This window comes from Ralstonia pickettii (assembly GCF_030582395.1).
Classification (GTDB): Bacteria; Pseudomonadota; Gammaproteobacteria; order Burkholderiales; family Burkholderiaceae; genus Ralstonia; species Ralstonia pickettii_D.
The window spans coordinates 2176455-2198277 of record NZ_CP104381.1; the positions used below are offsets into that span (position 1 = coordinate 2176455).

General features: G+C 63.6%; 18 protein-coding genes. 8 read left to right on the forward strand and 10 right to left on the reverse strand.

The features are described 5' to 3' along the window. The first annotated feature begins 4 nt into the window (after positions 1-4). From rlmH to rng, 3 genes are all read left to right on the forward strand, one after another. A complete protein-coding gene (gene rlmH, locus N5B55_RS10650) occupies positions 5-475 on the forward strand; it encodes a 23S rRNA (pseudouridine(1915)-N(3))-methyltransferase RlmH (RefSeq protein ID WP_065859007.1) in 471 nt (156 codons plus the stop codon). Beyond that, complete coding sequence (locus tag N5B55_RS10655) at positions 472-1095, forward strand: Maf family protein (protein WP_304538151.1); 624 nt, start codon at positions 472-474, stop codon at positions 1093-1095. The genes rlmH and N5B55_RS10655 overlap by 4 nt, the downstream gene beginning before the upstream one ends. 141 nt (positions 1096-1236) lie before the next feature. Next, on the forward strand, positions 1237-2706 hold the full coding sequence (rng, locus tag N5B55_RS10660; RefSeq protein WP_065859011.1) for a ribonuclease G: 1470 nt from the start codon (positions 1237-1239) through the stop codon (positions 2704-2706). A 22-nt stretch (positions 2707-2728) separates the two neighbouring features. Here the strand turns inward: rng and N5B55_RS10665 are convergent, their stop codons facing one another. The 4 genes from N5B55_RS10665 to mdlC all read right to left on the reverse strand — a co-directional run bounded on the left by N5B55_RS10665 (position 2729) and on the right by mdlC (position 8294). Beyond that, a complete protein-coding gene (locus N5B55_RS10665) occupies positions 2729-4147 on the reverse strand; it encodes an MFS transporter (RefSeq protein ID WP_065859066.1) in 1419 nt (472 codons plus the stop codon). Between the two features lie 119 nt (positions 4148-4266). Further along, the gene (locus N5B55_RS10670; protein ID WP_304538152.1) at positions 4267-5208 is read right to left on the reverse strand and encodes a ketopantoate reductase family protein; all 942 of its coding nucleotides are present in this window, start codon (positions 5206-5208) and stop codon (positions 4267-4269) included. Positions 5209-5220: 12 nt separating this feature from the next. Continuing rightward, on the reverse strand, positions 5221-6705 hold the full coding sequence (locus N5B55_RS10675) for an aldehyde dehydrogenase (protein ID WP_304538153.1): 1485 nt from the start codon (positions 6703-6705) through the stop codon (positions 5221-5223). Then, positions 6705-8294 carry a benzoylformate decarboxylase gene (gene mdlC, locus N5B55_RS10680; RefSeq protein WP_304538154.1) on the reverse strand — a complete coding sequence of 530 codons (1590 nt, stop codon included), beginning with the start codon at positions 8292-8294 and terminating at the stop codon, positions 6705-6707. Before mdlC ends, N5B55_RS10675 begins: the two co-directional genes overlap by 1 nt. Before the next feature lie 92 nt (positions 8295-8386). Between mdlC and N5B55_RS10685 the strand changes: the two genes are divergently transcribed. Next, entirely contained in the window at positions 8387-9286 is a 900-nt protein-coding gene (locus tag N5B55_RS10685) for a LysR family transcriptional regulator (protein WP_037028433.1), read from the forward strand. A gap of 11 nt (positions 9287-9297) precedes the next feature. On the opposite strand, the gene N5B55_RS10690 is transcribed toward N5B55_RS10685, so the two are convergent. The 3 genes from N5B55_RS10690 to N5B55_RS10700 are packed head-to-tail and all read right to left on the reverse strand — an operon-like array spanning position 9298 to position 12964. Further along, entirely contained in the window at positions 9298-9894 is a 597-nt protein-coding gene (locus N5B55_RS10690) for a peroxidase-related enzyme (RefSeq protein ID WP_178960442.1), read from the reverse strand. Positions 9895-9944: 50 nt separating this feature from the next. Beyond that, positions 9945-11708, reverse strand: coding sequence for a lipid A export permease/ATP-binding protein MsbA (msbA, locus tag N5B55_RS10695; RefSeq protein WP_304538155.1), 1764 nt, complete (start codon positions 11706-11708; stop codon positions 9945-9947). After that, positions 11705-12964 carry an O-antigen ligase family protein gene (locus N5B55_RS10700; protein ID WP_304538156.1) on the reverse strand — a complete coding sequence of 420 codons (1260 nt, stop codon included), beginning with the start codon at positions 12962-12964 and terminating at the stop codon, positions 11705-11707. The genes msbA and N5B55_RS10700 overlap by 4 nt, the downstream gene beginning before the upstream one ends. 11 nt (positions 12965-12975) lie before the next feature. Between N5B55_RS10700 and N5B55_RS10705 the strand changes: the two genes are divergently transcribed. Beyond that, entirely contained in the window at positions 12976-13743 is a 768-nt protein-coding gene (locus N5B55_RS10705) for a glycosyltransferase family 2 protein (protein WP_304538157.1), read from the forward strand. Between the two features lie 3 nt (positions 13744-13746). On the opposite strand, the gene dnaE is transcribed toward N5B55_RS10705, so the two are convergent. After that, complete coding sequence (dnaE, locus tag N5B55_RS10710; RefSeq protein ID WP_304538158.1) at positions 13747-17265, reverse strand: DNA polymerase III subunit alpha; 3519 nt, start codon at positions 17263-17265, stop codon at positions 13747-13749. Between the two features lie 150 nt (positions 17266-17415). Between dnaE and N5B55_RS10715 the strand changes: the two genes are divergently transcribed. Further along, entirely contained in the window at positions 17416-18264 is an 849-nt protein-coding gene (locus tag N5B55_RS10715) for a sulfurtransferase (RefSeq protein ID WP_154206833.1), read from the forward strand. A 186-nt stretch (positions 18265-18450) separates the two neighbouring features. Here the strand turns inward: N5B55_RS10715 and N5B55_RS10720 are convergent, their stop codons facing one another. Together N5B55_RS10720 and N5B55_RS10725 are read right to left on the reverse strand one after the other, a co-directional pair. Beyond that, on the reverse strand, positions 18451-19023 hold the full coding sequence (locus N5B55_RS10720) for a flavodoxin family protein (protein ID WP_027680925.1): 573 nt from the start codon (positions 19021-19023) through the stop codon (positions 18451-18453). A 78-nt stretch (positions 19024-19101) separates the two neighbouring features. Next, positions 19102-19800, reverse strand: a complete 699-nt coding sequence (locus tag N5B55_RS10725) for a pirin family protein (protein ID WP_304538159.1) — start codon at positions 19798-19800, stop codon at positions 19102-19104. Positions 19801-19906: 106 nt separating this feature from the next. Between N5B55_RS10725 and N5B55_RS10730 the strand changes: the two genes are divergently transcribed. Both N5B55_RS10730 and gluQRS read left to right on the forward strand, forming a co-directional pair. Next, the gene (locus N5B55_RS10730) at positions 19907-20809 is read left to right on the forward strand and encodes a LysR substrate-binding domain-containing protein (RefSeq protein ID WP_012762414.1); all 903 of its coding nucleotides are present in this window, start codon (positions 19907-19909) and stop codon (positions 20807-20809) included. 62 nt (positions 20810-20871) lie between these two features. Next, positions 20872-21807, forward strand: coding sequence for a tRNA glutamyl-Q(34) synthetase GluQRS (gene gluQRS, locus N5B55_RS10735; RefSeq protein WP_304538160.1), 936 nt, complete (start codon positions 20872-20874; stop codon positions 21805-21807). Positions 21808-21823: the final 16 nt, after the last annotated feature.

The window sequence follows — 21823 nt, forward strand, 5'->3', positions numbered from 1 at the left end:
TGCCATGCAGCTGCTGATCGTTGCCGTCGGGCACAAGATGCCGTCCTGGATCGAGGACGGTTTCGCTGAATATGCCAAGCGCATGCCGCCCGAGCTGCGCATCGAACTGCGCGAGATCAAGCCCGAGCAGCGCTCGGGCAGCCGCACCGCCGCCACCGTCATGCAGCTCGAAGCCGCGCGCATTGAAGCCGCGCTGCCCAAGGGCTGCCGCATGATCGCGCTGGACGAGCGAGGCAAGGACCTCACCACCGTCGCGCTGGCTGAATCGCTCACCGGATGGCAACAGGAAGGCGGCGACATCGCCTTCGTGATCGGCGGCGCGGACGGGCTGGACCCGGCACTCAAGGCCAAGGCTCGAACGCTGATCCGCCTATCGAGCCTGACACTGCCGCACGGCATGGTGCGTGTGCTGCTGGCAGAACAGCTCTATCGCGCCTGGAGCATCACGCAAAACCACCCGTACCACCGCGTATGACCATGGATGCACACGGCGCGCCGCACCTCTATCTCGCCTCGCAAAGCCCGCGCCGGCAGGAACTGCTGCGTCAGATCGGCGCGCGCTTCGAGCTGCTGCTCGCCAGCGACGATGAAGATGCGGAAGCGCTGGAAGCCGAGCTTTCCGGCGAGACGCCCGACGACTACGTTCAACGGGTCTGCGCATTGAAGGCACAGGCGGCTGTGCGTCGCCGCACTGCACGCAACCTCCCCGCATTGCCGATCCTCACGTCTGACACGACGGTGTGCCTGGGCGGCGAGATCCTCGGCAAACCCGCTGACGCAGCAGACGCCCACCGCATGCTGCGCGGCATGTCAGGCCGCGAACACCGGGTGCTGACCGCCGTGACCGTCGTCAAGGCCGACGGCACGCCGATGCACGCGCTGTCCGTTTCGGACGTGCGCTTTGCCGTGCTGACAGACAACGACATCGCCCGCTACATCGCCAGCGGGGAGCCCTTTGGCAAGGCGGGCGCGTACGGCATCCAGGGGCGCGCAGCCGCCTTCGTGGCCCATATTTCGGGAAGCTATTCGGGTATCATGGGTCTACCCCTGTTCGAGACCGCCGCACTGCTCGCACAGGCGGGTATCACGCTGTGAATCACGCTGTAACTCGCGCTCTCTGACCGGCCACCGATGCACGCGCCGGACAGCGTGCGAGGGCCGGTTTCAAGACACGCTTCGGGCAACCCTGTCCGGCCCAGAGGCGGGTGCTGAAACCCGCTCTCCTGGTACCTCTCCATGTCCGAAGACATCCTCGTCAATATCACGCCGCAAGAAACGCGCGTGGCCATCGTCCAGCAAGCCGCCGTTCAAGAGCTTCACATCGAGCGCACGCTGACGCGCGGCCTGGTCGGCAACATTTACCTTGGCAAAGTGGTGCGCGTGCTGCCTGGCATGCAGTCAGCCTTTATCGACATCGGGCTGGAGCGTGCGGCGTTCTTGCACGTGGCTGACATCTGGCACCCGCGCGACGCCAAGGACGCACCGCCAACACCGCAAGTCGCCATCGAGAAGACTCTCTTCGAAGGTCAGGCACTGATGGTCCAGGTCATCAAAGACCCGATCGGCACCAAGGGCGCACGGCTGTCCACCCAGGTGAGCATCGCCGGCCGCACGCTGGTGTATCTGCCGCAAGACCCGCACATCGGTATCTCGCAGAAGATCGGCAATGAGGCCGAGCGCGAAGCGCTGCGCGCACGGGTGACCGCCATGGTGCCCACCGAAGAACGCGGCGGTTTCATCGTGCGCACGATCGCCGAAGAGTCGACCGACGAAGAACTCGCCAACGACGTCGCTTACCTGCGCAAGATCTGGGCGACCATCCGCCACAACGCGACGACCCTGCCCGCCCCATCGATCCTGTATCAGGACCTGAACCTCGCCCAGCGCGTGCTGCGCGATTTCGTAACGGACGAAACGCGCAGCATCCAGGTCGATTCGCGCGAGAACCACCAGAAGCTCATCGAATTTGCGCAGGAATACACGCCAGCCGTGGTCGAGCGCCTGACACACTACACCGGTGAACGGCCAATCTTCGACCTGTACAACATCGAGGCTGAAGTCGAGCGCGCACTGTCGCGCCGGGTCGATCTGAAATCGGGCGGCTACCTGATGATCGACCAGACCGAGGCGATGACGACCATCGACGTCAACACCGGCGGTTACGTGGGCGCGCGCAACTTCGACGACACGATTTTCAAGACGAACCTGGAAGCGGCCCACACCATTGCGCGGCAACTGCGGCTGCGCAACCTGGGCGGCATCATCATCATCGACTTCATCGACATGGAGTCTGCCGAGCATCGCGATGCGGTGCTCGCCGAACTGCGCAAGGCGCTGTCGCGCGACCGCACACGCATCACGGTCAACAGCTTCTCGCAACTCGGACTGGTGGAGATGACGCGCAAGCGTACGCGGGAATCCCTCGCGCATGTGCTATGCGAGCAGTGCCCGGTGTGCCACGGCAAGGGCCAGGTGAAGACGCCGCGCACCGTGTGCTACGACATCCTGCGCGAGATCATGCGCGAGTCGCGGCAGTTCAATCCGCGCGAATTCCGCATCCTGGCGTCGCAGTCGGTCATCGACTTGTTCCTGGAAGAAGAAAGCCAGCACCTTGCGATGTTGGGCGATTTCATCGGCAAGCCGATTTCACTGCAGGTGGAATCGTCCGCGGCCAGCCAGGAGCAGTACGACATCATCCTGATGTAGCACTGCCCCCAAAGCGCGGCGGCTACGGCTTTACCGGGCTGCCGTGCGAAACCGATGTGGCGGCCAGGGGTGCTTGCTCCCGCTCCGTCAGACGCGGAATCTGCTCGCGCATGGCGAGCAGTGCGGCGAGCACGACCAACATCACGATCCCGAGCATGGCTAGATAAGCCACCGAACCGCCAGCTGTGATGACGATCGCGCCGGCAAACGCGCTGAGGATGGCGCCCACGCGCCCAAATGCCACCGCGGATGCCGTGCCCGTCGCGCGCACCGCCGTTGGATAAACGTAGGCACACAGTGCATACATCGTCGATTGCACCGCGTTGACAAACAGGCCGTGCAGCCCAAGGCCGACGATCAGCAGATTCGTGTTCAGCTTGGCGTCGACGCCCTGCAACGCAAAGGCGCTCGCGGCCGCGCCCACGCAACACAGTGCCATTGGCCAGCGCGACCCCCATCGGGCGATCGTCACCGCGCAAGCCAAAGCGCCGATCACGCCGCCAAGGTTGTACGCGGTCAGCCCCGAGCCCGCCACGCTTACGCTCAAACCTTCTGAAGCAAGCATCGTCGGCAGCCAACTGAACGCTGCGTACACAGCGAGCAGGCACATGAAGAACGCTGCCCAGAGCGCGATCGTGTCACGCGCTTGGCCCGGCGCGAAGAGGGAGCGGAAACTTGCGTGTTGAATGACCTTCTGGCCAGCCACGTCGGCAAACACCGCGTTGGCGGGCACATCGCGCTCCATCTTGGTCAGCAGCTGCGCCAGTCGCGGCCAATCCGACTGGCGGCGCGCCAGGAAGCGCGGTGACTCGGGCAGCGCGGCCACCAACACAAATCCAAGCACGAGCGGTAGCGCACCGCCAATCCAGAACAGCCCGCGCCAGCCATAGAGCGGCAGCACAGGGCCGGCAAACAGGCCCGCCAGCATCCCGCCCAACGGCACGCAGACGATCGTGGCCGTCACCGCCAGCGTGCGGCGACGCGCAGGCGTGAACTCCGCCGTCATCGTCGTGGAGCTTGGCAGCGCGCCGCCAATGCCCAGGCCCGCGATGAATCGCAGCGCGGCAATCGTGGCCACGTTGGGCGCAAACCCGATCGAGCACGTCGCTACGCCAAACAGAAACACGCTGCCGATCAGCGCCAGGCGTCTTCCGAAGCGGTCGGCAAACAAGCCCGCCAAGGCGCTGCCCAGCCCCATGCCGATGAGGCCCGCTGCCACCGCCGGGGCAAACGCGTTGCGCGTGATGCCCCATTCCTTGATCAGCACGGGGATGGCAAAACCAATCAACTGGCCGTCAAAGCCGTCCATGACGATGGCGAAGGCCGCAAGCAGCACCGCCATCTTCTGTGCAAGGGAAAACGGCCCGTCATCGAGGACCGTACCGATATCGACCGTGGTGTGGTTCTGATTCATGCGGGCCTCCGCTGGGACGGCGCACATGCGAAAGCGCAACGCCATACCAGCGTCGCGCTCACCCATCTGGAACTGCTCATCATGGTTTGTCTCCGTTGAAGTGGCGTCTGCGCGCCATCGAATGAAAGCTTGGGTTGCTCGGTCCGCTAACGCTCCTGCTGGTGTGCCGCCTGCGCCTGTACCTGCACCAACCGCACGAGCTGCATCAAGGTCTCGGTGTGCGGCACGGGCACGCCATGCCGGCGCGCCGTCGCTACCACGGCGCCATTGATGGATTCGATCTCGGTCGGGCGACCGGCCAGCACGTCCTGCAGCATCGATGGCTTGTGCCCGCGATGCGCGACGATGGCGTGCCGTACGTTGTCGTTCACCTTTCCGGCATCAACAGTAATGCCGCTGGCGCGCGCCACGGCCAGCACTTCGTCTACGATGGTCAGCGCCAGCGCCGGGCCGTCTTCTACCGCCCCCAGCGCATCGACGGGCCGGTTCAGCACCGTACACAGCGGGTTGAGTGCGGCATTGAAAGCGACTTTCTCCCACACGGCGCCCCACACGTTGGCATCGGCCTGGCAGTTCAGGCCTGCTACGGACAGCACATCCACCACGCGTGCGAGTATCGCGGGCCGCTCGCCGTCAGCGCTCATCAGGCGGATCTCGCCCGTGCCATGTGAGCGCACGTGGCCCGGGCCAACCAAATCTGCCGGCCACGTCGTGACGCCAACAAAGATGCGCTCTCTCTGCACCATCGAAGCCACTGCCTCCACATTGCCCAGCCCGTTCTGCAGCGTCAGTATATGTGTCGCTGGGTCAATCAGATGACGCACGCTCGCCAGTGCAGCGCGTGTATGCATGGACTTGGTGAAGACGATCAGCAAGTCCGGCACGTCGGCCGCATCGCCCGGACGCAGCGCCTGCAGGTTGCTGACATGACGGTCGCCCCAATCGGTTTCCAGCCGCAAACCGCGCTCGGCGATGGCGTGCAGATGCGCATCGTTGATGTCGAGCAGCGTGACATGCTGGTCGGCTTCGGCCAGCAGCCCGCCAAACAGCGAGCCCATCGCGCCGGCCCCAAGAATGGCGATCTTCATGGGCATCTCAGCTCAGAAAGGGTAGTGGCGCGGCGTGGTCTGCACCGTCATCCAGCGCAGCTCGGTGAACTCGGCCACGCCGGCGCGGCCGCCGAACCGCCCCAAGCCACTAGCCTTGACGCCGCCAAACGGCATCTGCGCCTCGTCGTGCACGGTCGGACCGTTGATGTGGCAGATGCCGGATTCGATGCGGCGCGCGACGTTCATGGCCCGGGCGACATCGCGGCTGAACACGGCGGACGACAAGCCGTATGCGTTGTCATTCGCACAGGCAACGGCGGCATCGTCGCCGTTCATACGCACGATGCCCTTGACAGGGCCGAATGACTCTTCGGAGTAGATCAGCATGTCGGGCGTCACGTGGTCGAGAAGCGTCGCGGGCATCAGCGTGCTGGTGGCCTTGCCGCCGCACAGCAGCTTCGCGCCTTTGGCGAGCGCGTCGTCGATGAGGTGATTGCAGCGTTCGACGGTACTCATGTCGACCACCGAGCCCAGCACTGCCGGCCCCTTGCGCGGATCGCCAAGCGGCAGCGCCGCAGCCTTGGCCGCCAGCTTGGCGACAAATGCATCGGCGATGGATTCATCGACGATGATGCGCTCGGTGGACATGCAGATCTGGCCCGAATTGGCGAACGCGCCGAAGGCTGCGCCGTCGACAGCGGCGTCGATGTCCGCATCCGCCAACACCAACAGCGGCGCCTTGCCGCCCAGTTCCAGCACCACAGGTTTCAGATACGTCGCGCACGTCTGCGCGATGATGCGGCCCACACGCGTCGAGCCGGTAAAGTTGACGCGCCGCACGGCGGGGTGCGCGATCATCGCCTCCACGATCACGCCGGCGTCGGCCGGGGCATTCGTCACAAAATTGACGACGCCGTTTGGCAAGCCCGCCTCTTGCAAGGCTTCGATGATGAGCCCGTGCGTGGCGGGCGAAACTTCCGAGCCCTTGAGCACGACGGTGTTGCCGCATGCCAGCGGCAGCGCAATCGCCCGCACGGCGAGGATGACCGGCGCATTCCATGGAGCAATTCCGAGCACCACGCCGGCCGGCTGGCGCACGCCCATGGCGAGGCTGCCGGGCACGTCGGACGGAATGATCTCGCCCGCGATCTGCGTGACCATGGCCGCGGCTTCCTGCAGACCGCTCGCAGCAAGATGCACGTTGAAGCCGGCCCACAGCGCGGAGGCGCCCGTTTCAGCAGCCATCGCGGCGGCAAAAGCCTCGCCCTTCGCCTCAAGTGCGTGGGCAGCGCGCATGAGCAACGCACGGCGCTCTGTCGGTCCCATTGCAGCCCATGCCGGGAATGCAGCAGCGGCGGCATCGACTGCGCGACGGGCATCCTCCGCCGTTGCAGCTGGCGCGCGCGTGGCGACAGTGCCGTCAAGCGGATTGCGCCGCTCGAACACGGCACCATTGGCGGCTTGCACGCGCTCTCCGTTGATCAGCATCGCAATGGTGTGGGCCGCATCCAGCGGGGCAACATTCGTGTTCGTCATCAAGCGATCTCCACTTCAATCAAGGTTGGTCCGGTGGATTGCAGGGCGCGGCGCAGCACAGCCTCCAGCGCATGGGGGTCACTCACGCGCTGACCGGTGCAGCCCAAGGCGTTGGCCAGGCCGACAAAGTCGATGCCGCGCAGATCCGTGCCCTGCACCGCATCGGTGGGCGCAAAGCCGAACACCGGTGCGAAATCCTGCAAGGCAGCATAGCGGCGGTTGTTCAGGATCACGAACGTCATGGGCAACTTGAGCAGCGCCGCGCTCCACAGGGCCTGGATCGAATACATGCTCGATCCATCGCCAATCAGGCCAATCACGCGTGTGCCGGGTTTCGCAAGTGCCACGCCGACAGCGGCCGGCATGCCGTAGCCAAGTCCGCCGCTGTCCATGGTGTAGAACGCGCCAGCGCGGCGCATCGGCAAGTAGGCCTGCATGGTCGATCGGGCGCTCGGCGCCTCTTCGACGACGATGTCTGCCGGGCCGCGCACGGCATCGAGCGTCTGTAACGCAAACGCAACCGACATGGGCGTCCCCGGCTCAGCCCGCGGCGATTTGACGCGGGGTGGCGGCGCCGGCCGAGCCGGTGGGGCGGGGCGAGCGAGCAAATCGAGCACGCCTAGACGCATGTTGCCCACTGCGGAAATGCCTTCAGGCGTCCAGGCAGCGGTCGCTGGATCGTCGATCAACTGCACGAGCTCCGCCCCGACCGGCACATGCGGCCCATGGCCTTCCACGTGGTACGTAAACGCAGGGGCGCCGAGCGCAAACACCACGTCGTGCCCCTGCAGCAGGCTGACGATTTTTTCACGCATCGCGGGCAAGAAGCCGGCGAACAGGCGGTGGTCTTCGGGAAACGCGCCACGCCCGGCCATCGGTGCCGTGAATACGCGCGCGTTATGCCGCTCTGCGAGTTGCACGACGGCGTCCCACGCGCCAGCGCGGTCAATGGCAGCCCCCACCACGAACGCCGGCCGCTGTGCCGCGTCGAGCACGTCGCCGATGCGCGCCAGCGTGACCGGATCGGGCCGCACCGCGGTGGCCACTTCGTGCACGGCGACGGGTTCCGTCGGCTGGTCCCAGTCATCCACGGGAATGGACACCAGCACCGGGCCTCGCGGCTCCTGCATCGCGATGTGATACGCGCGAGCCAGCGCCAGCGGCACGTCCTGTGCACGCGCGGGCTCGATGCTCCATTTGACGTACGGCTTGGGCAGCTCGGTCGCCTGATTGGAAGCGAGAAACGGATCGAACGGCAGGATGGAGCGTGCCTGCTGCCCCGCGGTGATCACCAAGGGCGTGCGATTCTTGAACGCCGTGAAGATGTTGCCCATGGCGTTGCCGACGCCGGCCGCCGAGTGCAGGTTCACCAACGCCGCGTTGCCGGAAGCCTGCGCAAAGCCGTCCGCCATGCCCACCACCACGGCTTCCTGCAAGCCGAGGATGTAGCGGAAGTCCTCCGGAAAATCGCGAAACATCGGTAGCTCGGTCGAGCCGGGGTTGCCGAACACGTGTGTCATGCCGAGCCGGCGCAGCAGCTCGATGGTGGCGTCGCGCACGGTGGTCAGCGCGAGCGAGGTGCGGGTCATACGGGCCATCTCCTTGGAACAGGTCGCCAGTATGGAATCCGTAGTTCTTAACGGGATATTGAATTATTTCGAAAATGTCATTACCTTTTGACATGACTTTCGATCTGCGCCAGCTGCGCGCATTCACCACCATCGTTTCCGCCGGCAGTCTTGGCCGCGCTGCAGAAGTGCTGCACGTCACCCAGCCGGCGCTCAGCCGCATCGTCAAGCGGTTGGAAGACGAAGTGGGCGCCCCCCTGTTCGAGCGGCACTCAAAGGGAATGCAGCTCACCGCGATCGGGCAGGCGCTCCTGCCCCACGCATCGCTGCTGCAGCACGAGGCCGATTACGCCCGTGAAGAAATCAACGCGATGCGCGGCCTCTCCAAGGGGACCATCCGCGTGGGCGCAGTCGGGAGCATTGCCAGCTATGTGTTGCCGCTAGCCGTCGGCACGTTGGTCGCGCGGTGGCCAAACCTGCGCGTGGAAATTCTCGAAGGCGTGTGGGATCGCCTGGCCGAGGGGCTGGTCAAGCACGAAATCGACCTCGCGCTGTCGATGGCGATGCCGGATACCGACGAAATCATCGCCATCGCGGATTGCCGCTGGGAGGACGCCAGCTTCGTGGTCGCATCGCCCGAGCATGCGTTGCGCGACCGCCCCGGCCTGACGCTGGCCGATACGCTCGATGCATTCTGGGCTGTGCCGCCGCGCGGCACCGGTCCGTACGAGCACATGCGTCAGGTGTTCGAGGCAGCGGGCCTTGGCTTGCCGAACATCGTGGTGGAAACACGCTCGGTGACAGCGCTCAAGAGCCTGGTTGCGCGCTCGGGATTTCTCAGCTGGATGGCGGAACCGATGATCGATGCCGAGCGCCGCGCCGGTGTGATCGAGCCATTGCCCATTCCCGGCCTGGTGGCGCGCCGCACACTGACTGCGTTCCGGCGCCGCCACGGCATTCTGCCGAGCCCCGCCGTCAAGCTGCTCGAAGCGCTGCGCGAGCTGACGGCGTAGGCCCAGGGCGCCTATGTCTTCTCGCGCGGCACGCGGCCAAGCAGGTAGAACTCGTCGTTGGGCCGCATCGAAATCACATTCGCCATTCGGTTCGACAGGCCGAAGAATGCGGTGATGCCGGTGATGTCCCAGATGTCCTCATCATCGAAGCCGTGCGCACGCAATGCTTCATAGTCGGCGTCATTGACGGTGTGCGAAGCGGTGCAGACTTTCATCGCAAAGTCGAGCATGGCGCGCTGCCGCGGCGTGATGTCGGCCTTGCGGTAATTGACGGCAACCTGGTCGGCCACCAGCGGCTTCTTCTCGTAGATACGGAGGATGGCGCCGTGCGCGACCACGCAATACAGGCACTGGTTGGCGGCGGAGGTGGCGACCACGATCATCTCGCGCTCGCCCTTGGTGAGACTGCTGCCTTCGCGCAGCATCAGCGCATCGTGGTACGCGAAAAAGGCGCGGCATTCGTCGGGCCGATGCGACAGCGCCAGGAAGACGTTCGGCACAAAGCCGCTTTTCTCCTGCACGTCGAGGATGCGCGCGCGAATATCTTCAGGAATATCAGCCAGCTCAGGAACGGGGAACCGGCTGATGGGCGGCGTGGTGGTCGTCACGATGTCTCCTTTGATTTGAGCATCCTGAGCACGCCGCCCGAGAGCAAGGCTTACTGGGTAGCGAACTGGATGCGATGGAGTCCAGCATACAACCCATCGCGCTCGATGAGTTCGCGGTGCGTTCCCGCTTCGGCAATCTTGCCGTGCTCAAGCACGATGATCCGGTCGGCATTTTCGATGGTCGACAGGCGGTGCGCGATCACCAGCGTCGTACGGCCTTCCATCAGGCGTTCGAGCGCGGCCTGCACCTGGCGCTCGGACTCCGAATCCAGTGCGGACGTCGCTTCGTCCAGGATCAGGATCGGCGCATCCTTGTAGATCGCGCGGGCAATCGCCAGGCGCTGGCGCTGTCCGCCGGACAGCTTCGAGCCGTTGTCGCCGATATTGGTATCGATGCCCTCGGGCAGGTTGTCGACCACATCGGTCAGGTAGGCCGCTTCGAGCGCACGGCGCACGCGTGCCATGTCGATCTCGGAGGCGTCCCGCGCGCCATAGGCCACGTTGGCTGCGATGGTGTCGTTGAACAGCACCACATCCTGGCTCACGAAGGCGATCTGGCGGCGCAGGTCGTGCAGGGCCAGATCCGTCAGCGCATCGCCGTCGAGCGAGATCGTGCCCGAGGTCGGATCGAAGAAGCGCGGCAGCAGGTTCACCAGCGTGGTCTTGCCGCTGCCCGATGGCCCGACCAGCGCAACGACCTCGCCCGGCTTGACGTGCAGATTGACGTTGTCGAGCGCTGCCCGGCCATCTTCGCCATAGCGGAACGTGACGTTGTCGAAGCGGACATCGCCGCGGGCGCGATCGATCTTTTTGCCGCCTTCTTGCGGTTCGATCGGCGTGTCGATCAGGCCAAAGATGAATTCGGCGGCCGTCAGGCCGCGCTGCAGCGGCTGATTCACGTCGGTCAGGTGCTTAAGCGGCGAGATGAGCAGCAGCATCGCCATCACAAAGCCGGTAAAGCCGCCGACCGTGGTCTGGTTGGCCTGCGCCTGCAACATGGCAATGGCCAGGATGACCGACAGCGCCAACGCCGCCAGGAACTGCGTCACCGGCTGGTTCAGGCCGCCCGCCACGGCCACGCGCATGGCGTAACCACGCAGACGGTTCGTCATGGCATTGAAGCGCAGCGATTCATACGCCTCGCCGCCATGCAGCTTGACGACCTTGTAGCCGCCCACAGCCTCTTCCACCACATAGGCGGCCTGGTTGGTCAGGTTCTGGCTCTCGCGGTTGAGCGAGCGCAGGCGACGGTTGATACGCGACATCAGCAGGCCGATGATCGGCAGGATCACCGCCACCACCAGCGTCAGGCGCCAGTTGGTATAGAAGAGAAAGATCAGCAGCGCCAGCACCGTCATCGAGTCGCGCACCAGTGTGATGAACACGCCGGTCAGCACCTGCAGCACCTGGTTCACTTCAAAGATGACTGCGTTGATGATCGACGCCGCCGTATTGCGCTGATAGTAAGAAGCCGGCGCTTGCAGGAGGCGCTCGAACATCTTCATCCGCAGATTCAGCAGCACCTTGTTCGACACAAGGCTCAACAGATACGTCGACGCAAATTGCGCAATGCCGCGCACGACGGCAATGCCTACCAGCATGGCCGGCACCTGCCACAGCTTGCCGGCGTACTCACCACCGAAGCCCTGATCCAGCAAATCCTTCACGACCTTGGGGATGATCCCCTCTGTGGCCGCCACCACACCCATGGCGACCATTGCCAGGATGAAGGCGGTCAATTCGGGCCTGAGATAACCCCAAACGCGTTTGAAAGTCTGGGTACTCGTTACAGCTGCTTGATTTTCCTGCGTCACATCGACTCCGCCTCACCTTGGTGAGGAAAACGCACCTGAACCACCGTCAGCCCCAAAAGAAGCCCCGTAATGCCAGCGTAAAAAACAGCGTTGGCCTGATGGGCCAGCGTGACCTGCGTCAACCCGCTGATCAGACTGGCTGCGACCACAGCCAATCCCGAGATGGCGAGCCGCTCACCCATAGGGTTGCCCGCTTGGCGGCTGACACGTCGGAATTTCGCAAACAGCGAGCCGGGAACCAAAAAGATGCCCAGCACGGCGACCAAGCCGGGCAATCCCATCGTGGCAGCGGCCTCCAGCATGTCATCGTGTGCGTGACCTAAACGGCAGACTTCCGGATGTTCAGCGGGGTTAACATCGCAATATCGCGACGCCTTGACAGCCGAGTGGAATTGCCCGACGCCGGTCCCCACCCACGGCTTGGCACGCACCGTATCAAGGGCAATACCCCACAGGGCCAAACGAGCGCCGACCGACGTGTCAACACTGCCCTTCTGGAACTGCTGTATCTCTGATTCGACCACCGCGAAGCGCCCTCCTCCTTTTCCATCAACTACCGCATACAGCGCTGTAATCGCAACAGCAACGCCACCGATGGCAAGAACGAACTTGGGCCCCTTCAGGGAAGGATGGCGCACGAACAACAGAAACGACATTGGAACCAGCAGCGCCAGCAAACCGCCTCGTGTTCCATTGAGCGCCAGCACGGCCACAGCCATCCCCAGCGTAAGCCACGCGGCTGCGTGCGTGCGCCCCGTCAAGCCGGGTCGAATGAAGCCAATCAACCCCAATGCTGCGACCATGTTCGCAAACGCAATCGGCTGCACCCATGCCGAGGGCCGCATATCGCCCAATCCCCATCGCTGGTATGCAACGATTGCCAGTACCACAACAAACGCGAAGTTGATACCGCGCCAAAGCCAACGCGGATTCGGTCGCGCACAGACAACCATAACGCCCATCACCACCGCAATGAGCAACCGTGACGGGTTGTCAAGCCAGTTCCAAGCCAAGCCGAAGTGCCAACAAGAGAAGAGCACGACGGCCAGTACCGCTACAATGGCGACGACAAACGGCCAAAGCTCATTCCAAAACAGCCGCCACGCCGGCCCGAGGCCCCTTCCTGCCAGGGCAATACCCACCACCGTCGCGCCAAGAAATATGCCTGCGCCTCGCGGCACGCAAAGCAGCAAGAAAGGGAAAAGCAAAGCGATGCCGCCCACCCACGCACGAAGGCGCGTTGCACTGAATGTCATTGACAAACCCAATGAAAATTTCCGTTGTCGTCATTACCAAAAACGAAGCGCACAACTTGCGGGCTTGCTTGGAGAGCGTGTCTTGGTGCGACCGCGCGATTATAGTGGATTCGGGAAGCACGGACGGGACTGTGGAACTCGCTCGCAGCTTGGGAGCCGATGTTTTCGTCACCGATTCGTGGCCGGGTTTTGGCCCCCAAAAAAACATCGCACTGTCCAAAGTGGACACCGAATGGGTGCTGTCGCTCGATGCCGACGAACGTGTCACGCCAGAGTTGCGCGCCGATATTCTCTCTGCAATCGATTCTGCAACGCAGTCTGTCTATGCCATGCCGCGCCTATCGCAATTCTGTGGACGGTTTATACGCCACGCAGGTTGGTATCCGGACCGGGTCGTCCGACTTTTCCGCCGCGGTGCCGCTCGATTTTCAGACGACCTCGTCCACGAAAAGCTCATCTTCGAAGGCACGGTTGGCATGCTTGAGCATCCTCTGCTGCACTATAGCTATCGAGATTACTCGGACGTCTTGCGCAAGATCGAAGCCTATTCGAGCGCTGGTGCGCGCCAAGCTTACGCGGCCGGAAAGCGTGCCACGCCAGGCAAAGCTCTGGCCCATGGTGTATGGGCGTTCCTGCGTACCTACGTCGTGCGATTAGGCGTTCTAGACGGGGTACAGGGGTTCGGCGTCGCTTGCATGAACGCACAAGCGAGCTACTACAAATACATCAAACTCTGGCATTTGACGCGAACGGCTCAACCGCCAACGAACGGCACTTGAGAATCACTCGTACACGGTCAGGACATTCTCTGCTGCCAACACCCCGCGCAAAGCAGCGAGTGCGTCGTCGCTCGGAACAATGCGCCAGGCGTCCCCAAGCACCGCTTCGCAGCGCGCCTGCTCGCAGACGTAGTTGATGCGCACCGAGACGCCATTGCCATCGGCCGCCACATGCGGCGAGAGCAGATCACGCAGCTTGGCCGCCGTTGAATCGCCATTCATCGACAGCCGGATCGCCCGCGCAAACTTGGCGCGCGCCTGCGTCATGTCCATGACCGACTCGGCTGTCACTCGCACGCCGCCAGTGAACATGTCATGGCGGGCGCTGCCCTGCACGATCAGCACTTCGTCTTCCTTGAACAGCGCGCGATTCGCTTCGAAAACTTCGTTGAAGACCGTGACCTCGGTAGCTTCGCTGGCGGAGCCGTCGTCGAGCATCACGATCAGCATCTTGCCGCGCTGCGTCATCTGGGTGCGCTGGCCTACGATCACACCGGCCACGGTCTTGTTGCGCGCATCGCGGTTGCCGTAGCCGCCCCCGTTGCCCTTGTCGGTCACTTCGCGCGCCAGATCGGCCAGCGTCGTGCGCGCAAAGCGGCGCACCTCGTCACGGTATTCATCGAACAGGTGGCCGGAAAGGTAGAAACCCAGCGCCTGCTTTTCCTCCTGCAGCTTGCGCTTGGTCGACCAGGCCGGCTCGTCGACGAGTTCGGGACGATGCTGCTCGGCGTCGTCGCCGCTCATCAAGTCGAAGAGCGACACCTGGTTGGCGGCCGCCGCCTTCTGCTCGGCGGCTTCCATGGCCAGGCCGATCGACGCGAGCAATTGCGCGCGGTTGTCGTTGAGACTATCGAAGGCGCCGGCCCGCACCAGCGCCTCGATCGTCCGGCGATTGACCTGGCGACGGTCAACACGCTCGCAGAAATCGAACAAGTCCTTGAATGGGCCGTCTTGGCGTGCACGCAGAATGTCTTCGATCGCCCCCTGGCCGCTGCCCTTCACGCCGCCCAGGCCGTAGCGGATGGTCTTGGCGTCGGTCGGTGCAAAACGGTACTGGCTGGCGTTGATATCCGGCGGCAGGATGGTCAGGCCGTTCTTGCCTCGGGCATCGTCGTAAAGGATCTTCACCTTGTCGGTGTCGTCCATGGCGAGCGACATGTTGGCCGCCATGAATTCGGCCGGGTGATGCGCCTTGAGCCAAGCCGTGTAGTACGCGAGCAGCGCATATGCGGCCGCGTGTGACTTGTTGAAACCGTAGCCGGCGAACTTCTCCATCAGGTCGAAGATTTCATCAGCCTTTTCGGTGGAGAGCCCGTCCTTGGCCGCACCCGCCCGGAACAGCGCGCGGTGCTCGGCCATTTCTTCGGCCTTCTTTTTACCCATCGCACGGCGCAGCAAGTCGGCGCCGCCGAGCGAGTAACCGCCCACGATCTGCGCCATCTGCATCACCTGCTCCTGGTAGACCATGATGCCGTAGGTCTCCTTGAGCACCGGCTCGACGCGCGGGTCCGGGTACTCCACCTTTTCGCGGCCGTGCTTACGTGCGCAGAAGCTGGGGATCAGGTCCATCGGGCCCGGGCGATACAGCGCCACGAGGGCGATGATGTCCTCAAAGCGGTCAGGCTTGGCGTCCTTCAGCATGCCCTGCATGCCGCGGCTTTCCAGCTGGAACACGGCCACCGTGTTGGCCGTCTTCAGGATGTCGAACGCCTTCTTGTCCGTCAGCGGAATATGGCTGCAGTTCCAATCCGCCTTGGACGGATCGAGCATGCGAATGTAGCGCTCGGCCCAGTCAAGGATCGTGAGCGTGGTCAGGCCCAAGAAGTCGAACTTGACCAGGCCAACGGCTTCCACATCGTCCTTGTCGTACTGGCTGACGACGCCGGCGTCTTCACCGCCTTGCGTGTAGAGCGGGCAGAAGTCGGTCAACTTGCCCGGGGCGATCAGCACACCGCCAGCGTGCATGCCGACGTTACGCGTCATGCCTTCGACGCGCTGTGCGAGTTCCAGGAGCTGCTTGACCTCCTCCTCGTTGGCCTCGCGCTCGGCCAGCAGCGGCTCTTCCTTCTTCGCTTCTTCGAGCGTAACGAGCTTGCCCGGCTTGAACGGAATCAGCTTGGCGACGCCGTCAACAAAGTTGTAGCCGAGATCGAGCACGCGGCCCACGTCGCGCACCGCGGCCTTGGCGGCCATGGTGCCGAAGGTGGCGATCTGCGAGACGGCGTCCTTGCCGTACTTTTCCTTCACGTACTGGATGACGCGGTCACGGCCGTGCTGGCAGAAGTCGATGTCGAAATCGGGCATCGACACACGTTCCGGATTCAGGAAACGCTCGAACAGCAGGTTGTATTTGAGCGGATCCAGATCGGTAATCCCCAGCGCATACGCCACCAGCGAGCCGGCACCCGAGCCCCGGCCCGGCCCCACCGGCACGCCGTTGTTCTTGGCCCAGTTGATGAAGTCCGCAACGATCAGGAAGTAGCCGGGGAAGCCCATCTTTATGATGGTGCCGGTCTCGAATTCCAGGCGGGCGTAGTACTCGGCGCGTTTGGATTCGCGCACGGCCTCGTCGGGGAAAAGCACTTCCATGCGCTTTTCCAGCCCTTCCTTAGCGAGCTGGACGAGGTAGTCGTCCAGCGACATGCCGTCGGGCGTCGGAAACCGGGGCAGCTTGGGCTTGCCCAGCTCCAGCTTGAGGTTGCAGCGCTGCGCGATCTGGACTGCGTTGGCCAGCGCGGACGGGATGTCGGCAAACAGCGCGCACATCTCGTCCTGCGTCTTGAAATACTGTTCGGTCGTGAAGCGGCGGGCCCGGCGCGGATTGGCGAGCAGTTCACCCTCTGCAATACAGGTGCGTGCCTCGTGGGCCGTGAAATCGTCCGGCGTCATGAACTGCACCGGGTGTGTGGCGACCACCGGCAACTGCATGGCCGATGCAAGCTTCACCGCTTGCTGGATGTAGGCCTCAGTACCGGCGTGCCCCGCGCGCTGTAGTTCGATGTAGAAAGCGCCCGGAAACACGCGGGACCAATGCGTCGCCAGCTTGCGCGCCAGCGCCTCGTTGCCATTGGCCAGCGCCACGCCGATATCACCCGCCATGGCGCCGGAGAGCGCCAGCAGACCGGCGGCCAGCGGCGCATTCTCAACGCCGGGCTCGTCGAACCATTCGGGGGCGATTTCCGCACGACCGCGATGCTGGTTGGAGAGCCAGGCCCGGGCCAGCAACTGGCACAGGTTCAGGTAACCCTGCTTGTCCCGCACCAACAACAGCAGGCGGGTCGGCTTGTCGCGCTCGTCGTGATTGGTGATCCACACGTCAGCCCCGACGATGGGCTTCACGCCCTTGCCACGCGCTTCCTTGTAGAAGCGCACCAGCCCGAAGGCATTGGCGAGATCGGTCAGCGCCAAGGCGCCCATGCCATCTTTGGCGGCAGCCTTGACGGCATCGTCGAGACGGACATTGCCATCGACGACGGAATATTCGGAGTGGAGACGGAGGTGGACGAAGCGCGGCGAATTCATCCGCGTATTGTAACGGGTGACACCTTCCGCAAAGCATTCCGGGCGTGCCCGATTGACCCGGAGCAACCCCGCACGGCTGCGCGGGCGGCTATAATTTCGGCTTACGAATCAACGGGTTACCCAAGGCGCCAGAAAATGGCGCGGCAGCACATGCAGATCGTCAATATTTCCGCTTACAAATTCGTCACCCTCGATGACCGCGAAACCCTGCGCCCCGCTCTGCTGGCCGAGTGCCAGGCGCGCGAGCTGAAGGGCACCGTGCTGCTGGCGCCCGAGGGCATCAACATCTTCCTGGCCGGCTCGCGCGAGGGCATTGACGGTATCGTTGGCTGGCTGCGTGCCGACCCGCGTTTTGCCGACCTGGCACCGAAAGAAAGCCTGTCCGACCACCAGCCGTTCCGCCGCCTGCTGGTGCGCATGAAGAAAGAAATCATCACCATGCGCCACCCGCTGATCCGCCCGGAAGAGGGGCGCGCGCCGTCGGTCGCGCCGCCGGACCTCAAGCGCTGGCTCGATCAGGGCCACGACGACGAGGGCCGTCCGGTGGTGATGCTGGACACGCGTAACGACTATGAAGTCGCCGTGGGCACGTTCAAGAACGTCGTCGAATACAACCTCAAGAAGTTCACTGAGTTTCCGCCCGCCATTGCCGCGCACAAGGACGACTTTGCCGGCAAGACCGTCGTGTCGTTCTGCACCGGCGGCATCCGCTGCGAAAAGGCCGCGATCCACATGCAGGAGATCGGTATCGAGCGCGTCTATCAGCTCGAAGGCGGCATCCTGAAGTACTTCGAGGAAGTCGGAGGCGCGCATTACGACGGCGATTGCTTCGTGTTCGACCACCGCACAGCGCTCAACGCCGAACTGCTGCCGGCGGGACCAAAGCAATGCTTCGCCTGCCGCGCCGTGGTGACGCCGGAAGAGCAGCAATCCGCCGATTACATTCCCGGCCAACGCTGCCCCCATTGCGCAGGCAACCAAACCCGCGCCGCTGCATGAAGCGCCTCGCCGCCCTGTTCCTTGTCACTACGCTGTGCCTTGCAGCGTTGGGCGGTTGCGCGACGAGTTGCGAGGGCGGGTCGAACCGTGGCGTGTTCTGCGGAGCCGGCACGCGCTTCTGACCCTTCGCAGCGCGCCAGCAAAAAAACGCCGGACATGCCGGCGTTTTTCTTTGAGCAATGCGATTTACTGGCGACCGCGCACGAACTGGTTCGTGATGGCAACAATACGTTCGCCGAACAGCTTGGCGGTTTCCAGGTCACCCGGCAGCGGACCTTCTTCAGGGCTCGCATCCGACGGCGATTGCGCCAGCGCGCCGCCAAAGCCAGCGAGATAGTTCACGTCGTTGCGCGTGGCGGCTTTGCTGTTAGCCGGCATCATGCCTGTGCCGACCCAGATCATTCCGTGCTGCTGCGACAGCGTCCACAGGTACTGGATCGACGCATACTTGTCGCCGTTCATCGATGCGGAGTTCGTGAACCCGGCGGCGATCTTGTCCTTCCACGCGCCGGTAAACCACGCCTTGGACGATGCATCGGCAAATTTCTTGAAGTCGCCCGAAACACCGCCCATGTAGGTCGGGGCGCCAAAAACGATCGTGTCGACGCCGGCCAGCAGCGCCCAGGTGTCATCGTTGACGTCAGTGACCGAGATCAGGTGCGCTTCGGCGCCGGCGCCTTGAATGCCAGCAAAGACGGCCTCTGCCTGCTTCTTCGTGTGGCCATAACCGCTGTGATAAACGACTGCAACTCGTGCCATGGGAATCCTCTTGGGTTTAGGGAACGGCTGGGAACAACGGAAAAAGAAAAATGGCGCACAAAGCGTGCGCCACCAACATTACGGCAGATCGAACACCAGCACTTCGCTGTCTTCGCCACCGGAAAGCGTCACCTTCTCTTCTTGCGTCAGCTTGGCCGCATCGCCGCCAACCAGCGTGCGACCGTTGATGCTCACCTTGCCGCGCACGACGTGCACATAAGCGCGGCGGCCTGCAGCGATGGGCAGGGACGCAGTTTCCGCGCCGTCGAACTTGCCGGCGTAGAGCGACATATCCTGGTGCACCTTCACCGATCCATCGCGGCCATCGGCGCTGGCGATCAAGGCCAGCTTGCCCCGCTTGGCCGCCTCGTCGAAATGACGCTCTTCATAGCCCGGCGTGAGGTTCAACTGCGCCGGGAGGACCCAGATCTGCAGAAAATGCGTGGTCTGGTCTTGTGCGTGGTTGAACTCGGAGTGACGCACGCCTGTCCCAGCCGTCATGCGCTGCACGTCGCCCCGGCGCAGCACGCTGCCGTTGCCCATGCTGTCCTTGTGCGCCAGCTCGCCGTCCAGCACGTAGCTGATGATTTCCATGTCGCGGTGGCCGTGGGTGCCAAAGCCCATGCCGCCGGCGACGCGGTCTTCATTGATGACACGCAGCGGCCCGAATTGAACGTGCTGCGGGTCCATGTAATCGGCAAACGAGAAGCTGTGATACGACTTCAGCCAGCCGTGGTCTGCGTAACCGCGATCTTGAGAGGGGCGGATTTCAATCATTTTGATGAATCTCCTATCCAAATTACTGCGTTGATGTGTGCATGGTACGCAGATTGGCTATAGTTTCGCGGTACGGCTTTGATTCAATACATCAAAAATTCTGAATATGGCGCTATCGCTGGAATCCCTGGAAGTCTTGGACGCAATTGAACGCAAGGGCAGCTTTGCCGCCGCGGCGCACGAACTGGGCAAAGTGCCGTCGGCGCTGACCTATGTGGTGCGCAAGCTGGAAGATGATCTCGATGTCCTGCTGTTCGACCGACGCCGCCACCGGGCAGAACTGACACCCGCAGGCCGTGCGCTGCTCGACGAGGGCCGCCACCTGCTGCAGGCTGCCGATGACCTCGCGCGCCGCGTCAAACGGCTGGCCACCGGATGGGAAGCCACGTTGACCATCGTAGTCGACGATCTCGTCCACTTCCGGGCACTGATGCCCGTTATCCAGGACTTCTACGCAGAGAACACGGCCACGCGCCTGCGCTTCTGCCGTGAGGTGCTGGCAGGCACGTGGGACGCACTACTCTCGGGCCGTGCGGACTTGCTGATCGGGCCAGCCCAGGTGATGCAGGTGCAGGGCATCCAGACGCGTACGGTGGGCAACATTCCGTTCGTATTTGCGGTGGCGGCACATCACCCGCTGGCGCAGTTGGAAGAGCCGTTGCCTGCAACCGCCATTACGCGACATCGCATCGTTGCCGTGGGCGATACGTCGCGCAATCTGCCCGCACGCACCATCGGCGTGATGGCCGGACAGGACACGCTGGTGGTGCCATCCATGGCCGACAAGGTGCAGGCGCAGATTCGTGGCCTGGGCTGTGGCTGGTTACCGGTCCCGTTGGCCCAACCGTATCTGGATTCTGGCGTGCTGATCGCCAAGGAAACCTCGGAAGACAAGCGCGCCGGCACGTTCCAGGTGGCCTGGCGCAACAACATGCGCGGCAAGGCACTGCAATGGTGGGTCGATAAGCTCGAAGACCCGCGCCTGGGGCAGGCCCTGATGATGCAGTAGGCGCCTCAGGCCGCCAAATCGCGCACAATAGCGCAATCGACCTCTGCGCCTGGAGCGTTGCGTTGTCCCAAGCCAATCTCGATTTTTCGGAACCCACCAAGTCGTCGCGCAGCCAATATCGCGGCCGCTTTGCGCCCTCACCCACCGGGCCGTTGCATATCGGCTCGCTGGTCACCGCACTGGCAAGCTGGTTGGATGCGCGCGTGCACGGCGGCACGTGGCTCGTGCGCATCGAAGACATCGATTTCCAGCGCAATGTGCCCGGCGCCGATCGCGACATCCTCGCTACGTTGGAAGCGCTCGGGCTCATTCCCGACGAAGCCCCGCAGTGGCAGAGCACGCACCTCCCGCGCTTTGAGCAGGCACTTGCGCAACTGCAGGCCGTCGGCAGCCTCTACCCGTGCGGCTGCACGCGCCGCGAAATCGCGGATTCCGTCACCAGCATCGACGCCAACGGGCACGTGCGTCACCAGACGCTCATTTATCCCGGCACATGCCGCAACGGGCTGCACGGCCGTCCGCCGCGCGCATGGCGCGTGCGTGTGCCCCATGCCGATGCCGCTACGCTCTGCTTCAACGACCGCTGGCAAGGCACGCAATGCCAGAACCTGGCTGAAGCTGTCGGCGATTTTGTTCTCAAGCGCGCCGACGGTATGTGGGCGTACCAGATTGCAGTCGTGGTGGACGATGCCACGCAAGGCATCACGGACGTCGTGCGCGGCGCCGACCTTCTCGACTCGACGCCACGCCAGATTTATCTGCAACAGTTGCTCGGTCTGCCCGCGTTGCGCTACCTGCACGTGCCGGTCGTGGTGAACCCCGATGGTGAGAAACTCAGCAAGCAGACCGGCGCGCGTGCCATCAACCGCAGCCAGCCGCTGGCCGCGCTCACCGAGGCGGCGCGGCACCTCGGGCTGGAGATTCATGCAGGGGATGTGGAAGGGTTCTACCGGGACGCCGTCCCGGCGTGGGCCAATCGCCTGGCGCAGCTGGCCTGACGCGATGGCCCCGGCG

Coding starts and splice junctions, on each gene's coding strand:
- N5B55_RS10715 (WP_154206833.1), top strand. CDS start 17,416: ATGCAGATCGTCAATATTTCCGCTTACAAATTCGTCACCCTCGATGAC.
- rng (WP_065859011.1), top strand. CDS start 1,237: ATGTCCGAAGACATCCTCGTCAATATCACGCCGCAAGAAACGCGCGTG.
- rlmH (WP_065859007.1), top strand. CDS start 5: ATGCAGCTGCTGATCGTTGCCGTCGGGCACAAGATGCCGTCCTGGATC.
- N5B55_RS10705 (WP_304538157.1), top strand. CDS start 12,976: ATGAAAATTTCCGTTGTCGTCATTACCAAAAACGAAGCGCACAACTTG.
- N5B55_RS10700 (WP_304538156.1), bottom strand. CDS start 12,964: ATGACATTCAGTGCAACGCGCCTTCGTGCGTGGGTGGGCGGCATCGCT.
- N5B55_RS10655 (WP_304538151.1), top strand. CDS start 472: ATGACCATGGATGCACACGGCGCGCCGCACCTCTATCTCGCCTCGCAA.
- dnaE (WP_304538158.1), bottom strand. CDS start 17,265: ATGAATTCGCCGCGCTTCGTCCACCTCCGTCTCCACTCCGAATATTCC.
- N5B55_RS10685 (WP_037028433.1), top strand. CDS start 8,387: ATGACTTTCGATCTGCGCCAGCTGCGCGCATTCACCACCATCGTTTCC.
- N5B55_RS10725 (WP_304538159.1), bottom strand. CDS start 19,800: ATGATTGAAATCCGCCCCTCTCAAGATCGCGGTTACGCAGACCACGGC.
- mdlC (WP_304538154.1), bottom strand. CDS start 8,294: ATGACCCGCACCTCGCTCGCGCTGACCACCGTGCGCGACGCCACCATC.
- N5B55_RS10730 (WP_012762414.1), top strand. CDS start 19,907: ATGGCGCTATCGCTGGAATCCCTGGAAGTCTTGGACGCAATTGAACGC.
- N5B55_RS10665 (WP_065859066.1), bottom strand. CDS start 4,147: ATGTGCGCCGTCCCAGCGGAGGCCCGCATGAATCAGAACCACACCACG.
- N5B55_RS10720 (WP_027680925.1), bottom strand. CDS start 19,023: ATGGCACGAGTTGCAGTCGTTTATCACAGCGGTTATGGCCACACGAAG.
- N5B55_RS10675 (WP_304538153.1), bottom strand. CDS start 6,705: ATGACGAACACGAATGTTGCCCCGCTGGATGCGGCCCACACCATTGCG.
- N5B55_RS10670 (WP_304538152.1), bottom strand. CDS start 5,208: ATGAAGATCGCCATTCTTGGGGCCGGCGCGATGGGCTCGCTGTTTGGC.